Origin of the sequence: Streptomyces sp. TRM68416 (genome assembly GCF_014596915.1) — a bacterium.
Taxonomy (GTDB): Bacteria; Actinomycetota; Actinomycetes; order Streptomycetales; family Streptomycetaceae; genus Streptomyces.
Window position 1 is genome coordinate 144,057 of record NZ_JACVWU010000016.1, and the last position, 15,045, is coordinate 159,101.

The following is a 15,045-nucleotide window of genomic DNA, read 5'->3' on the forward strand; positions in this document are numbered from 1 at the left end:
CCAGGTATTGCCGTCCGATCGTCGCACCTACCACTGAGTACGTGGTAGCCGCCCAGGATTGCGCTCTTTTTGTTCATGGACGGGCATCGATTTCGGAAAACGACTTCCACCATACGAGAGGTGATCGATCGATGCACCCCAAGGCGGCCCAGAAGGCGGTCCAAAGAGAGAGGCCCACGTCACACTGGGTGACGTGGGCCTCTTCTGCAATGACGCCGTTCAATGACACCGACCCGCCATGCTCGCCTCGCGGCAAGTGGTCGCTCGTAGCGACGAAGGTTGGGCCCGGGGGCTTGGATCGGGCCGGTGCCACACCCAGGCTAACAAACCGATCCCCCAAGACCATTCCCGTCCCGGGAGTCAGTCCCTGAGCAGGTCCGGAACCCCGGTCGCGTCCGGCTCGTCCCGCTCCCCCGACACGACCGTGAGCTGCTGGGTCGCACGGGTGAGGGCGACGTAGAGCACGCGCAGGCCGGCCGGTGACTCGTCGGCGATCTCCGCGGGCGACACGACGATCGTCGCGTCGTACTCCAGGCCCTTGGCCTCCAGGCTGCCGAGGGCCACCACCCGGTCGCCGAGTCCGGCGAGCCAGCGGGCCGCCTCCGCGCGGCGCTGCATGGCGACGACCACGCCGACCGTGCCGTCGACCTGTTCCAGCAGCCGGGCCGCCTCCTCGCGGACCGTGTGGGCGAGCGAGTCCCGGACGACGGCGAACCGCGGCCGGACGCCCGTGGAGCGCACCGCGGAGGGCGCCTCGGAGCCGGGCATGGCCAGGGCCAGCACCTTCGCGGCCAGCTCGGCGATCTCGGCGGGGTTGCGGTAGTTCACGGTGAGCTCGAAGCGGCGGCGCGGGCGGGTGCCGAGGGCCTCGTCGCGGGCCTGGGCGGCCTCGTCCGGGTCGGACCAGGAGGACTGGGCCGGGTCGCCGACGACCGTCCAGGTGGCGTGCCGGCCGCGGCGGCCGACCATCCGCCACTGCATGGGCGTGAGGTCCTGGGCCTCGTCGACGATGACATGGGCGTACTCGACGCGCTCCTGGGCGAGGCGCTCGGCGCGCTCGCGCTGGGTCTCCTCGCGCACCGGCATCAGCTCCTCCAGGCCGGTGAGCTGGTCCAGCGGGTCCAGTTCGCGCCGCTTCTTCGGCCGGGCCGGGGCGCCGAGGATCGCCTGGAGCTCGTCGAGTACGGCGATGTCGTGCACCGAGTAGCCGTCGCGGCGCAGGGAGCGGGCGACGCGGCGGACCTCGCCGGGGTTGAGCACGCGCCGGGCCCAGCGGCCGAGCCGCTTCTCGTCGGCCATGGCCGACAGCACGGCCTTCGGGGTCAGCTCGGGCCACCAGGCGTCGAGGAACTCGGTGAAGGAGTCCTCGCCGGTCACGTCCTCGTCGAAGGAGGAGCGCAGCTCGGCGGCGAGCTCGGGGTCGGTGTGCCGGGCGGCGGCCCCGGACTGCTCCCACAGGGCGTCCAGGAGCAGCTTGCGGGCGCGCGGGCGCAGCAGGTTGACGGGGGCGGTACCGCCGAGGGCGGCCCGGCGGATACGTTCCAGCGCGTCCGCCTCCAGCTCGAGGCGGCGCCCGAAGGCGACGACGCGCAGCCGGGTCGGGGGCCCGGCGGGGGCCTGTGAGGGAGCCTCGTCAGCGTCCTCCCCGAAGGCGAGCTGCCCGGTGGCCGGTCCCGGCCGGCCCAGCTCCAGCGCTCCCCGCGCCGCCTTCCTGAGCACCTTGAGCATGCGGTAGGAGCCCTTGGCGCGGGCCGTGGCCGGGGAGTCGTAGAGCGTGGCCTCGACGCCGTCGACGAGTGAGCCGATGGCCCGGATGGCGACCTGGCCCTCCTCGCCGAGCGAGGGCAGCACGCCCTCGGTGTACGCCACCAGCAGCGGGGTCGGGGAGACGATCAGGATGCCGCCCGCGTACCGGCGCCGGTCCTGGTAGAGGAGGTAGGCCGCCCGGTGCAGGGCGACGGCCGTCTTGCCGGTGCCGGGGCCGCCCTCGACGTAGGTCACGGAGGCGGCGGGGGCGCGGATGACGAGGTCCTGCTCGGCCTGGATGGAGGCGACGATGTCCCGCATGGTGTGGGTGCGCGCCTGGCCGAGGGCGGCCATCAGGGCGCCGTCGCCGATGACGGGCAGTTCCCGGCCGTCGAGGAAGGCCTTGAGCTCGGGGCGCATCAGGTCGTCCTCGACGCCGAGGACCCGGCGCCCCTTGGAGCGGATGACCCGGCGCCGCACGACCCGGCCGGGGTCGACGGGGGTGGAGCGGTAGAAGGGGGCGGCGGCGGGCGCCCGCCAGTCGATGACCAGCGGCGCGTAGTCGTGGTCGAGGACACCGATCCGGCCGATGTGCAGGGTCTCGGCGATGTCGGCGGTGTTGTCGTCCCGTACCGCGCCCTCGGCCGGTTCCACGGCGGTGTAGGCGCCGTCGGGGCCCTTCTTGCCGTCCTTGCCGAGCAGGAGGTCGATCCGGCCGAAGAGGAAGTCCTCGTACTCGTTGTTCAGCCGGTTCAGGTGGACGCCCGCCCGGAAGACCTGCGCATCGCGCTCGGCCAGCGCGCCGGGCGTGCCGACCTGGCCGCGCTTGGCCGCGTCGTGCATGAGGAACTCCGCCTCGTGGATCTTCTCCTCAAGGCGTCGGTACACCCGGTCCAGGTGTTCCTGTTCGACGCTGATCTCACGGTCCCGGACCGAGTCCGGGACCGCGCCGACCGCGGTTTCCTGTTGAGCCTGAGCGGCCACCGGGCCCCCTTCTGACGTGCTGGGCAGCCGTCAACCGTACGCGAAGGGGGCCCGTGCGGGAAGCTACACGTCGACGTCGACGAGCCTCTTGCCGTCGAACGTCATGACCTCGAAGTGGTCGATCTCGTCGGGGGTGAAGGCGGCGCCGCCGTGCACGTACAGCGGCTGGCGGGCCTGCTCGGTCTTGGCGTTCGGGATGCCGTAGCCCCAGTTCGGCACGGACCAGGAGGTGATCGTCTCGCGCTCGCCGTTCTTCCCTACGGCGATCAGGGAGCACTTCTCGGGTCCGGTGACGTTCTTCAGCTCCAGCACGGCGTGGGTGCCCCAGGCCTTCGGCTCCATGGCGACGGTCGCGGAGACCTTGGTGCTGGCGTTCCGGCCGGAGACCCGCTGCGTCATGACGTCGAAGGCCGCCTTGGCGGGGCTGGTCTCGTGGGCCGCCTCGTTCGACGTACCGCCGCCGTCGCCGGTGGTCGCGATCGCGGCGACCGGGCCGCCGATGATCAGCGCGGCCGCCGCGGCCACCATGTAGAAGCTGCGGCGGCGGGTGAGCGCGCGGCGCTCGGCCACCTCGTCGACCAGCTTGGTCACCAGGCGCGGGCTCGGCTTCGCCGACAGCGACTCGCCGATGGCGGGCGTGCCGGATCCGGGCAGGTCCGCGAGGGCGGCCAGCATCGGCTCCATCCCGGCGAGTTCGTCGAGCTGCTGGGCGCACCACTCGCAGGTCGCGAGGTGCGCCTCGAAAGCGGTTGCCTCGGTGTCGTCGAGAATGCCGAGTGCGTAGGCGCCGACGGTCTCGTGCTCGCTCGCACCGGAGCCGCCCGAAGATCCCTGCATGGGGCCAGACATACCCGGACCCCCTGCTCCGTATCCCCCGTATGTGTTCATCACGCCGTCACCCCCCGCTCCTCCAGCGCCAGCTTCATCGACCGCAGGGCGTAGAACACCCGCGAGCGCACGGTGCCGCTGGGTATGCCCAGCGTCTCGGCCGCCTCATTGACGGTACGCCCCTTGAAGTACGTCTCGACGAGCACCTCCCGGTGGGCGGGGGTCAGGTCGTCGAGTGCGTCCGACAGCGTCATCAGCCACAGCGCCTTGTCGATCTCGTCCTCCGCGGGGATGACCTCCAGCGGCGACGGATCGACCTCCTGCGGCCGGGCCTGCCGGCTGCGGTGGCCGTCGATGACGATGCGGCGCGCGACCGTCACCAGCCAGGGGCGTACCGAACCGGTGGCTCGATTGAGCTGACCGGCGTTCTTCCAGGCACGGATGAGCGTCTCCTGCACGACATCCTCGGCGCGCTGCCGGTCACCGGCGACCAGCCGGAGGACGTACGCGAGCAGGGGTCCCGCGTGCTCTCTGTACAGGGCACGCATCAACTCCTCGTCAGGTTCCACCGAGGGCTGGGACATGCGATGTCGGGCCCTCGTTCCACGTTCCTTGGCCACGGCCGCATCCTTGCGCACGCCCACCTCCGGTGTCCGGGGGTTCCCCCAGTCGGTCGCTCAACAACCGGTACGGCGCGGGCCCGTTGAGTGTTCAAAGTGAGGTGACAGTTTTCTTCCGGGTGACATGACGAGGGGGACATGGGCACACATTCCCCCCTCTATGTCTTTACATTTCTGCCACAGAAGAGAGATCGAGTCGACGAACCCGGAGATGCGCAAGATAAACGCGGTGTAATCGAAATCACTTCAACAATCGTGTCGCAGAAGGCGCATAACGGACTCTCAGGTCCGGGAGAGGGCGGCGCGGCGGCGGTGCCGGGCGACTCTTTCGCGGTTTCCGCAGACCTCACTGGAGCACCAGCGCCTGCGGCGCCCGCGCGAGGTGTCCAGGTAGACGATCGGGCAGTTGTCGCCCTCGCACTGCCGCAGCCCGGCCCGCGCGACGGGATCGGTGAGCAGCTCCACGGCGTCCCGGGCGACCGCCCCGAGCAGCGCCGCCCGCTCCGGCGGCCGCGCCAACTCCCGCACCAGCAGACCGTCCTGGGCGCGGACCGCGCGCGGGGCGGGCGGCGCGGCACGAGCGGTGTCGTTCACACCGGCGAGGGCGCGGTCGTACGACCGCCGGGACCGTTCCTCGGCCTGCAGCGCGCCGCGCACCAACTGCCCGACCCTTCCCCGCAGTTCCCGGAAGCCCACCAGCCAGGAGGCGTCGGCGTGCGTGAGCACCGTCCCCGGCGGGACGAGGCCGGAGCCGGTGATCCAGGCGCACAGCACCTGCACGGAGTCCAGCCGTTCCACGGGGTGGGTGGTCGCGAGGAGGTCCAGACAGATCCGTCCGGCATCGAAGCGCAGCTCGTACGAGACCGTGGCCGTACCCAGTGCCATGTGCCTGTCACCGCCTAGGCTCCACCCCGGCCCGACCCACCCGAGCCGTCCCCTCCCACAGTGCCTGCCCACTCCCCCACCCGGAACCCCTCACCCCCCCACGAGGCCACGCCGGGCAGCGCCGCGCCACACCGTCCATCCTGCGGGCATGCGTGCCGCCTGGGGCGATGGGGGTCCCCCCGCGCGAGCGAAGCCGAGCGTGGGGGAGGGTGGGCGCAGGCGGCGCCCCGTCAGCGCCGGGCCGCGCGACCCACCCCCGGCCGGCGCAACCCGGGGTACCTGCTGGCGCCGGGGGGACGCAAACCCCCGCCTACGCGTCCGCGTACTTCGCGTCCGCCGCCGGATCCAACGCCAACCGGTACCCCCGCTTGACGACCGTCTGGATCAGCTTCGGCGTCCCCAGAGCCGTCCGCAGCCGCGCCATCGCCGTCTCCACGGCATGCTCGTCCCGCCCCGCCCCCGGCAACGCCCGCAACAGCTCGGCCCGGGCCACCACCCACCCCGGCCGCCGCGACAGCGCCCGCAGCAGGGACATCCCGGCCGGCGGAACCGGCCGCAGCGCCCCGTCCACCAGCACCGCGTGCCCCCGTATCTCCACCCGGTGTCCCGCGATCGGCAACGCCCGTGCCCGCGCGGGCAGTTCCTGGCACAGCAACTGCACCAGCGGCCCGAGCCGGAACCGCTCGGGCTGCACCGTGTCGACCCCCCGCGCCTGCAACGGCAACGCCGTCACCGGCCCGACACACGCCGGCAGCACATCATGGTTGAGCGCGTCGAGCAGCTCCGGCAGCAGCCCCCGCTCCTCCGCCCGCGACAACAGCGACGCCGCGGCCGGCGCGCTGGTGAAGGTGAGCGCGTCCAGACCGCGCGAGACCGTGGCGTCCAGCAGCCGGTCCACCGGCCCGATGTCCTCCGGCGGCATCCACCGGTAGACGGGCACCCCCACGACCTCCGCCCCACCCGCCCGCAGCGCCTCCACGAACCCGGGCAGCGGCTCCCCGTGCAACTGGACGGCGATACGGCGCCCGTCGACGCCCTCCTCCAGCAGCCGGTCGAGCACCTCCGCCATGGACTCGGACGACGGCGACCACTCCTCCGTCAGCCCGGCGGCCCGGATCGCCCCCTTGACCTTGGGTCCGCGCGCCAGCAGCTCGACGCCCCGCAGCCGGTCGAGCAGATGCTCGCCGAGCCCCCAGCCGTCGGCCGCCTCGACCCACCCCCGGAAACCGATCGCGGTCGTCGCGACCACCACGTCCGGCACCTGGTCGACGATCTCCTTGGTGGCGGCGAGCAGCTCACCGTCGTCGGCGAGCGGCACGATGCGCAGGGCGGGCGCGTGCAGGACGGCGGCACCGCGCCGCTGGAGCAGCGCCCCCAGTTCGTCGGCTCGGCGCGCGGCGGTCACGCCCACGGTGAAACCGGCTAGGCGGCCGTGCGCGTTCTCGGGTTTCTGCTGTTCGTCGTACATAACTCTCGTCCCGCACTTCGAGTCGTTTGCACCTGTATGGAGGTCGTGTGACCCGCATGCCGATCGAGCCTGTCAATGGTGCGTGACAGGCTCGGTTCGGCTTCATGTCGCCGGTGTTACGTCACACCGGCTCACACCTCGGCATAGCTGAGCTGCGGCTTCGCCTCGGCGGTCGCCTCGGCCGGGGTGTTCGCGACGGCCGGGCGGCGAAGGTATACGGCCCAGGTGACCGCGAAGCACACGCCGTAGAAGGCGAGGAAGGCGACGAAGGCGCCGGTGCCGGAGCCCACGGAGAGGAAGGACTGGCGGAAGGCGAGGTTGATGCCGAGTCCGCCGAGCGCGCCCACCGCGCCGATCAGGCCCATGGAGGCGCCGGAGAGCCGGCGGCCGTACGCCGCGGCCTCCTCACCGGCGAGCCCCTTGGCCAGCGCCTTGGCCTGGAAGATGCCCGGGATCATCTTGTACGTGGAGCCGTTGCCGAGGCCGGTCAGCACGAACAGGGCGATGAACGCGGTGGTGAACAGCGGCAGCGACTCCTGCATGGAGGCGACGACGATCACGGCGGTCGCGGCGGCCATGGCGACGAAGTTCCACAGCGTGATCTTCGCGCCGCCGTACTTGTCGGCGAGCCAGCCGCCGACGGGACGGATCAGGGAGCCGAGCAGCGGGCCGATGAAGGTGACGTACGCGGCCTGCAGCGGCGTACGGCCGAACTGCGTCTGGAGCACAAGGCCGAAGGCGAAGCTGTAGCCGATGAACGACCCGAACGTCCCGATGTAGAGGAAGGACATGATCCAGGTGTGCCCCTCCTTCACCGCGTCCCAGGCGGCGCCGGTGTCGTTCTTCACCGACGAGATGTTGTCCATGTACATCGCGGCGAGGACGGCGGCGACGACGATGAACGGGATGTAGATGCCGAGCAGCACGCGCGGCCCGGCGCTGGCGCCGATCACCGCGAGACCGACGAGCTGCACCACGGGTACGCCGATGTTGCCGCCGCCGGCGTTCAGACCGAGCGCCCACCCCTTCTTGCGGAGGGGGAAGAAGGCGTTGATGTTGGTCATGCTGGAGGCGAAGTTCCCGCCACCGACACCGGCGAGCATCGCGCACAGCAGGAACGTGGTGAAGGACGTCCCCGGTTCCATCACGGCGAAGGCGGCGACGGTCGGCAGCAGCAGCATGGCCGCCGAGATGATGGTCCAGTTCCGTCCGCCGAAGAGCGCCACGGCGAAGGTGTACGGCACCCGGACGAGGGCGCCGACCAGCGTCGCCATCGACACGATGGTGAACTTGTCCGCCGGGGTCAGCCCGTACTCCGGGCCCATGAACAGCACCATCACGGACCACAGGGTCCAGATCGAGAACCCGATGTGCTCGGAGAGGACCGAGAAGAACAGGTTCCGCTTGGCGATCTTCTCGCCCTTCTCGTTCCAGAAGGCCTCGTCCTCGGGATCCCAGTGATCGATCCAGCGGCCTCCCCTGCTCGCGGCGGGGGCTGTGCTAGGGGCTGTCATGACGCCTCCACGGTGCTCCGGGGCTCGGGTGGTTCGGTGAGCGGTATGAGTCCCGAAGGTAGGGAGAGCGCGTTTCCGGCCTGTGGCACTGGGTGACCGGAAAGGAACTTTGCTCTCACCTCGTGAGGAGGTGGGATGAGAGGTTCACGAGACGGAGGCGACCCACTCAGCGCTGCGGCGGCTGCCAGTGGGGGTTCTGCTGGGGGTAGGGCTGCTGCGGCGGGTACTGCTGGTACGGCTGCTGATACGAGGGCTGGGGAGCGCCGTACGGAGCCGGGTTGCCGTAGGGAGCAGGGCCCGGAGCCGGAGCCGGATTCCCGTACGGCCCCGCCGCGAACGGATTCCCCTGCCCCGGCACCTGCGCCCCCGGCGGCAGATACCGCAGCCGCCCGGACTCGTCCGTGACCGGATGGAACCCGGCGGCCTGGAGCCGCGCGGCGAACTTGGCGTTGCGCTTGCGCGTCACGACGAGCCCGATCGCGAGCAGCCCCATGAGCCCGGCCCAGCCGAGACCGCCGTAGAGGACCGCGTCGGCGTCCCCACCGGCCCGTGCGATGCCGATCACGAAGCCGAGGGTGATACCGCCCGCTCCCCACCACATCCTCTTCTCGGCCTGCTTGCCGGTGAGGTCGAAGTTGATGCGGGCCTTGAGCAGCTCGAAGGCGTCGGGGACGAGCGGCGGTACGGACACCCCGTCGCCGGCGTTCGGGTACTGCGCCCAGTTCTGCGCGGCCCGGGTGCGTGCCTGGGGGCTGGGGTCGGGTGCGATCAGCATGACGAGCGCGTTGTTGCGGCCGCCGCTCTGCCGTACGTCCATGTACTCGTACCCGAACTGCTGGGCGATGAAGGCGAGCCGGGCGAGCTTCTTCACGGAGGCCATGGGACTGGTGAGCTGCACCGGCTCCCCGCTCGCCATCAGCCCCAGCATCTTCCGCACCTGCCGCTTGCTCATCAGCACCCACTCCCCACCCGGGCCACCCCGTTCACTTGCGCAACGCGGGCCAGTGTTCCATGGGGACATGACAGAGGAAACCTCGGTGGGCGGGAAGCGGCACCCCGTACCGGAACACCAGGTGGCCCGTTCCGTCATCGCCCCGTCGTGGTCTCCAACGCTCGGGGCCCGCCTCCTGGAGAGGCGGGCCCCGAGTTGCGTCAGGCGCGGCGTCTGCGGTTGCCGCCCGTGCCGTTCGGCCACAGGCGGGGCGAGCGCTTGGCCGCGAGGTCCTCGATCCAGCCCACCGCCAGGACGGTCAGGCCGATGAGGGGCCAGACCAGGAAGAACATCCAGATGAGGTAGGTGGAGTCGAGGGCGGCGACGGCGCGTTCGCCCTGCATGAACGGTATTTGGTAGAGGTGGTCGAGGATGGGGACCGTGGCCATGATCAGCATGTTGTGCCACAGGTAGATCGTGACCGCGCGGTTGTTGGAGAGCGTGACGAGCTTGTCCCACTTGGCCAGGCGGCCCGGCAGCTCCTGCCAGGACGGCGAGTAGATCAGCAGGATGACGACGAAACCGAAGGACCAGGTCGCCTGGGCCAGCGGGATGTCGTTCAGGTCCCAGCCGTCCGCGCCCAGGTGGCCGGAGGCCCACCACAGGCCGAAGGCCATCACCAGCGCCGAGCCGGACACGGCGGCATAGCGCGGGATCTTCGCCAGCAGTCCCTCGTGGTGGGCGAAGCCCAGGACCCAGCAGCCGCCGTAGACCGCGAAGTCGGTGACCGCGTTGCCGGTCTCGCCGGGGATCTTGACGATGCCCGTGCCCACCACCGCCGTCAGGGCCAGCGGGGCCAGCAGCGTCGGCCAGGGTGCCCTGCGGAACGCCCACAGGAGCAGCGGGGAGGCGATCACGAACCACAGGTAGGCGCGCAGGTACCAGAGCGGGCCCGCCGCCTGGACCGCCCAGGTGTCCTCCAGCAGGCCCGACTGGGAGCCGATGTGCCAGGGGAACGGCGGGGCGCCGATCGGGATGATGTAGTTGACCAGTTCGAGGAGGGCCCAGGTCGGGCTGTCCTCCGTGTTCTTCGTCGGGTTCCAGCCACCCACGAACATCAGCGTCAGCACCACCGCGCTGAACGCCCACAGCGGGGGCAGCAGACGGCGGACCCGGCCCTTGATCACGCCCCACGCCGGGCGGTTCAGCGAGCGCGCCATCAGCGATCCGGCCAGCGCGAACATCACGCCCATGGACGGGAACAGGACCGTCAGCCACGCCCAGCCGAAGAGGTGGTAGACGACGACTCGGACCAGGGCGATGGAGCGGAGCAGGTCCAGGTAGCGGTCGCGGCCCGGCTTCTTCGCCGGAGCAGGAGGATCGGCAGGCGCGGGAGCGGGCGCGGGCGCCGGTTCCGTCGTGCGCTGCTCCGGGACGCCGTAGGGCTCGTACGGCTCGTACGGCGCCCCGTACGGCTGGGGCTCCGGGCCGGTACCGGCCGTCCCCGTCGGGTATCCGTGCGTCATCCCACCGGCCTCCGATCGTTGCCGCTGTCCACCCGCTGGCGCGGTACCGGGCCTCCCGGCGCCTCGACCACGCCGGTGCGCCGCAGCTTCTGCCAGCGCAGCCGGCCGCCGGTGAGCGCCGTGATCCAGGACTGGAGCAGCACGACGTACATGAGCTGGCGGTAGAGAATCTGTTGCAGCGGGAGCGAGATGAGGTGGGTCATGCGTTCCCGGTCGAGACGGAAGGCGTACGCGGCGCAGACGGCCTGGATGGCCAGGACGCCCAGCCACGCCAGGATCGTCTTCTGTGTGGGGCCGAAGATGAGGCCGTAGAGCAGGAAGACGTCGATGAGCGGGGCCAGGAGCGGGGCCAGCACCATGAAGAGCGACACGAGCGGCAGGCCGACCCGGCCGAAGCGGCCCGACGGGCCGCTCTCCACCAGCGCCCTGCGGTGCTTCCAGATCGCCTGCATGGTGCCGTACGACCAGCGGTAGCGCTGGGACCACAGCTGCTGGACCGTCTCCGGTGCCTCGGTCCAGGCGCGGGCCTTCTCGGCGTAGACGACGCGCCAGCCGTCGCGGTGCATCGCCATCGTGATGTCGGTGTCCTCGGCGAGCGTGTCGTCGCTCATGCCGCCGACCCGCTCCAGCGCCGTGCGGCGGAAGGCGCCCACCGCGCCGGGAATCGTCGGCATGCAGCGCAGCACGTCGTACATGCGGCGGTCCAGGTTGAAGCCCATCACGTACTCGATGTGCTGCCAGGCGCCGATGAGGGAGTCGCGGTTGCCGACCTTGGCGTTGCCGGCGACGGCGCCGACGCGCGGGTCGCCGAAGGGCTGGACGAGTTCACGGACGGTGGACGGCTCGAAGACCGTGTCGCCGTCCATCATCACGATGATGTCGTAGCGGGCGTTGGCCAGACCCCGGTTGAGCGCCGCCGGCTTGCCCGCGTTGAGCTGGCGGACCACCCGCACGTTCGGCAGGCCCATGGCCTCCACGATCCGCGCGGTGCCGTCGGTCGAGCCGTCGTCGATGACGAGGATCTCGATCGGGTGCTCGCTCGCCATCAGGGACCGGACGGTGTTCTCGATGCACTTGGCCTCGTTGTACGCAGGCACCAGCACCGACACCGGCTCGGTGACCGGCGGTCCCCAGCGGAAGCCGCGTCGGCGCACCCGGCGGGCGTGCACGGCGGACAGCACGAGCATCAGCACGAAGCGGCTGATGACCAGGAAGCCGATGATCGCGAGCCCGACCACCAGGACGGCGGTGATGTTGTCGGAGGCCTGGACCAGGAAGACCCACGCCTTGCCCTTCCAGTGGTCGATGCCGGTGACCTGGCTGTGCGCGCTGGGCGCGCCGAGGGCCTCGGTGAGGTTGTCGAACTCGTAGCCCTGGGACTTCATCTGCGGCAGGAACCGGTCGAGCGCCTCGACGGTCTGGTGGCGGTCACCGCCGGAGTCGTGCATCAGGACGATCGCGCCCTTGCCGCCCTTGGGGGTGGCCTTGCGGATGATCTCCTCGACGCCGGGCTTGCGCCAGTCCTCGCTGTCGGTGTTGTTGACGACCGTGATGTAGCCGCGGGTGCCGATGTACTCGGTCACCGGCCAGGACTTGTTGTCCATGGCGGCGGCGAAGGAGGAGTACGGCGGCCGGAAGAGGGAGGTACGGATGCCGGCCGCGCCGCTGATCGCCAGCTGGTTCTGCGACAGCTCCCAGTCGATCCGCTTCTTCGTCTGGTAGGAGAGGTCGGGGTGGTTGAAGGTGTGCAGGCCGATCTCGTGGCCCTCGTCGACCATGCGCTTCACGAGGTCCGGGTGGCGCGAGGTCATGGTGCCGGTGACGAAGAAGACGGCGTGCGCGTCGTGCTTCTTCAGCACGTCCAGGACCTTGGGCGTCCACTCGGGGTCGGGGCCGTCGTCGAAGGTGAGGACGAGCCGACGGTCCGGCATGTCCAGACTCTCGGTGCGGCCGCTGCGGGTGTCGATGACCGGCCCGCCCTTGAGGATCTCCTCCGGGACCTTGTCGGAGGCGGCGGCCGGCTGGACCCGGTGGTCGGCGAGGATCTCGCTGTGCACGTACCCCCGCAGCATCAGCATCGCCATCAGTGCGGCGAGGACGAGCAGGGGCAGCAGCAGGCGCATGGGCAGGCGGCGGCGCCGGGGGCCGCCGGCGGCCTGGTGTGCGGCGCGGCGACGGCGGGTGCGGGATGCCATCAGAGGGTGTGCTCCGGGGACGGGTCGTGCGGGCTTGCGATGAGTCCCGGTTCTTCGGCGGGGCCCTCGGTGGTGATCGGCGCAGGGGTGGGCGGGCCGGCGGCGACGTTGTCGGCTCCGGTGCCGCCCGGACCGTCCTCGCCCTCCGTCTCGGTCGGACCGGGCGTCGTGGGCTCGTCCGTCGGGTCGGGGTCGGCCGTGGGCGTGGTCGGCTTCGTCGCCGTCGGCTCGGGGTCCGTCGTCGGCTCCGTGCCGGGGTCCGTCGTCGGCTTGGTCGCCGTCGGCTCGGGGGCTGTGGTCGCGCCCGGTTCCTCGGCGGTGGCGGAGGCGTCCGGGGCGACGGCGGTGGAGCCGGGCGAGGAGGTGACTCCGTCGCTCACCGAGGGGCTGGTACCGAGGCCGGACTCGTCGGTCGCGGTCGGTGCCACCGACTCCTCGGGCAGCGCGGGCGTGTCGACCTGGCCGGCCGGCTGCTCGTCCTTCGGGCTCTGGACGGGGAGCCAGGGCGCGTTGGAGTTGCCGGACAGCAGGGTGGCGACGATGACGACGGCGTAGACCGCGCAGGCGATGCCGACGGCCATGCCCAGTCGGCGGAAGCGGCGGCTGCGCCGGCCCGATTCGTCCACGAAGACCGGCCCGTCGGAGCTCTCGGCTCCGCCGGCCGGTCCGCCCTTGGCCGCGCGGATCATGCCGTCGAGCTGGAGACCGATGCCGTCGAGCTGGACGGTGACCTCGTGCGGGTCGTGGGTGGCGCCGGAATCACCCGGCTGCGGCTCCGGCTCCGATTCCTGCCAGGGGTCGCGGACGGAGGCGGGGGCCGCCGCCGGGAACGCCTCGGGCCGGCCGGGGCTCCGGGGCACCTCGGCACCGCCGCCCCGCCCTCCGCCGGCCGTCGGCAGCACCGCCGTCTCGTCGGTCCCCGGTCCGGTACGGCCGTGGGTCTGCGGCAGCACCTCGGTGTTGTCGAATCTGTCGAAGGCCGAGAGGAGGCCGTTCAGGCCCGGCTGTCCGGGGACCCGGCCGGCCTGTCCGAGCACCTCGGTCGGCTCCGATCCGCCCGGCTGCGGCACCGCCGTCCCGCCGGTCGCCGGAAACTCCTGGGTACCGCCGGACGCCGGGGTGCCACCCTTCGCAGCCGGAGTCGGCTGCGTCCCGGACGCCACTTCAGGCCACTCCGGTTGGGCGTCTTCTCGCCAGTTCTTCACGCGCACACATCCCCCCAAGGGACCGTTCCGGGTGCGCGTACGACACTGAGCACCCGTCGATCGCACCGAGCCCCCACTCGGTCCGAGCGCCCCCTTTATCACACCGTGCTCAGGCCACGAATGTAGCGTACGAGTGAGATGTGTGTGTGCCGCGTGTCAGTTGTGGGGCCGCATCGTGACATTGTCGTTGGCCGGAATCCATCCATCGACGGGCAGCCGGAGCCAGCCCTCCGCCGCCGCCAGCTCGGCCGCGGCTCGCCGCAGGGCGTCAAATGCAGGGTGCACCAGTCCCTTTCGCCACACCAGCGATACGGGTGCCAGCGGGACGGGATCGATCAGGGGCCGCAGCACCGAGGCAGGCATGGCCGGAAAGTCCACCACGGCCAGGACCGGTGTCCTCGTTTTCGCCATGATCCGCTGGAACTCCTCGTCCCCGACGGCGAGCGGAGCGGGCGCCGCGACCTCGATGCCCCGCCCCTCGAACAGCCGGTGCGCGAGGTCGGTCCACTCCGGAGTGCGCGGGTTCCCGGCGCCCGCGTAGACGGTCGTACCGGCCAGCGCGTCGAGCGGCACCGCCGCCATTCCGGCCAGCGGATGGTCCTCGGGCAGGATCACGGCCATCGGCTCGTAGCGCACGGGCTGGTGGTCCAGGCCGGCCCGCAGCGCCGGGTCCAGTCCGGCGAAACGCCCGAACGACGCGTCCAGGCGGCCCGCGAGCAGTTCGGCCGCCGCTCCGGTCAGGCCGCTCTCGTAACGGGCCATCAGCTCGTGGTCGGGGGCGAGTTCGCGGGCCCGGTGCAGGACGCGGCGCGGGGTGGCCAGGCCCGGGGAGTTCAGGTCGACCAGCAGCGGGCGGGCCTGCCCGAGGGCGGCGAGCAGGTCGTCGTGGGCGGCCAGCACACGGCGTGCGTGGGGCACCAGCCGCTCGCCGTCCGGTGTCAGGGTCACCTGCCGGGTGGTGCGTACGAACAGTTCGGCGCCCAGCTCCCGCTCCAGCCGCCGTACGTCGCGGCTGAGCGCCTGCTGGGCGACGTAGAGGCGGGCCGCGGCACGGGTGAAGTGCAGTTCCTCGGCGACGGCGAGGAAGGCGCGCAGGAGGCGGGGGTCGGGCATGCCGGGAACTTACAACACAGGTGCGTGAAT

The 15,045-nt window shown here is 71.4% G+C and carries 11 protein-coding genes; all 11 read right to left on the bottom strand.

All coding sequences use genetic code 11. The features are described from left to right. Positions 1-360 precede the first annotated feature (360 nt). Positions 361-2,730: a HelD family protein gene (locus tag ICC28_RS25035; protein ID WP_188290947.1), complete on the bottom strand. Its 2,370-nt coding sequence runs from the start codon at positions 2,728-2,730 to the stop codon at positions 361-363. Between the two features lie 63 nt (positions 2,731-2,793). Further along, positions 2,794-3,567 carry an anti-sigma factor family protein gene (locus tag ICC28_RS25040; protein ID WP_223189385.1) on the bottom strand — a complete coding sequence of 258 codons (774 nt, stop codon included), beginning with the start codon at positions 3,565-3,567 and terminating at the stop codon, positions 2,794-2,796. 50 nt (positions 3,568-3,617) lie between these two features. Further along, on the bottom strand, positions 3,618-4,202 hold the full coding sequence (locus tag ICC28_RS25045; RefSeq protein WP_188290949.1) for a sigma-70 family RNA polymerase sigma factor: 585 nt from the start codon (positions 4,200-4,202) through the stop codon (positions 3,618-3,620). 258 nt (positions 4,203-4,460) lie between these two features. Next, the gene (locus tag ICC28_RS25050) at positions 4,461-5,063 is read right to left on the bottom strand and encodes a CGNR zinc finger domain-containing protein (RefSeq protein ID WP_188290950.1); all 603 of its coding nucleotides are present in this window, start codon (positions 5,061-5,063) and stop codon (positions 4,461-4,463) included. A 310-nt stretch (positions 5,064-5,373) separates the two neighbouring features. Beyond that, positions 5,374-6,531 (bottom strand): uroporphyrinogen-III synthase, encoded by a 1,158-nt coding sequence (locus ICC28_RS25055; protein WP_188290951.1) that lies wholly within the window; start codon positions 6,529-6,531, stop codon positions 5,374-5,376. A 131-nt stretch (positions 6,532-6,662) separates the two neighbouring features. Continuing rightward, entirely contained in the window at positions 6,663-8,045 is a 1,383-nt protein-coding gene (locus ICC28_RS25060; protein WP_188290952.1) for a nitrate/nitrite transporter, read from the bottom strand. Positions 8,046-8,211: 166 nt separating this feature from the next. Then, positions 8,212-8,997 (bottom strand): hypothetical protein, encoded by a 786-nt coding sequence (locus tag ICC28_RS25065; protein ID WP_188290953.1) that lies wholly within the window; start codon positions 8,995-8,997, stop codon positions 8,212-8,214. A gap of 200 nt (positions 8,998-9,197) precedes the next feature. Beyond that, positions 9,198-10,502, bottom strand: coding sequence for an acyltransferase family protein (locus tag ICC28_RS25070; protein ID WP_188290954.1), 1,305 nt, complete (start codon positions 10,500-10,502; stop codon positions 9,198-9,200). Next, a complete protein-coding gene (locus ICC28_RS25075; protein ID WP_188290955.1) occupies positions 10,499-12,697 on the bottom strand; it encodes a glycosyltransferase in 2,199 nt (732 codons plus the stop codon). Before ICC28_RS25075 ends, ICC28_RS25070 begins: the two co-directional genes overlap by 4 nt. Further along, the gene (locus ICC28_RS25080) at positions 12,697-13,902 is read right to left on the bottom strand and encodes a hypothetical protein (protein ID WP_223189387.1); all 1,206 of its coding nucleotides are present in this window, start codon (positions 13,900-13,902) and stop codon (positions 12,697-12,699) included. Before ICC28_RS25080 ends, ICC28_RS25075 begins: the two co-directional genes overlap by 1 nt. Positions 13,903-14,058: 156 nt before the next feature. Then, complete coding sequence (locus ICC28_RS25085) at positions 14,059-15,015, bottom strand: LysR family transcriptional regulator (protein ID WP_188290956.1); 957 nt, start codon at positions 15,013-15,015, stop codon at positions 14,059-14,061. Positions 15,016-15,045: the final 30 nt, after the last annotated feature.

Excerpts from the sequence above, each read along its gene's own strand:
- ICC28_RS25040 (WP_223189385.1), bottom strand. The coding sequence starts at position 3,567 with ATGCAGGGATCTTCGGGCGGCTCCGGTGCGAGCGAGCACGAGACCGTC.
- ICC28_RS25050 (WP_188290950.1), bottom strand. The coding sequence starts at position 5,063 with ATGGCACTGGGTACGGCCACGGTCTCGTACGAGCTGCGCTTCGATGCC.
- ICC28_RS25055 (WP_188290951.1), bottom strand. The coding sequence starts at position 6,531 with ATGTACGACGAACAGCAGAAACCCGAGAACGCGCACGGCCGCCTAGCC.
- ICC28_RS25060 (WP_188290952.1), bottom strand. The coding sequence starts at position 8,045 with ATGACAGCCCCTAGCACAGCCCCCGCCGCGAGCAGGGGAGGCCGCTGG.
- ICC28_RS25065 (WP_188290953.1), bottom strand. The coding sequence starts at position 8,997 with ATGAGCAAGCGGCAGGTGCGGAAGATGCTGGGGCTGATGGCGAGCGGG.
- ICC28_RS25070 (WP_188290954.1), bottom strand. The coding sequence starts at position 10,502 with ATGACGCACGGATACCCGACGGGGACGGCCGGTACCGGCCCGGAGCCC.
- ICC28_RS25075 (WP_188290955.1), bottom strand. The coding sequence starts at position 12,697 with ATGGCATCCCGCACCCGCCGTCGCCGCGCCGCACACCAGGCCGCCGGC.
- ICC28_RS25085 (WP_188290956.1), bottom strand. The coding sequence starts at position 15,015 with ATGCCCGACCCCCGCCTCCTGCGCGCCTTCCTCGCCGTCGCCGAGGAA.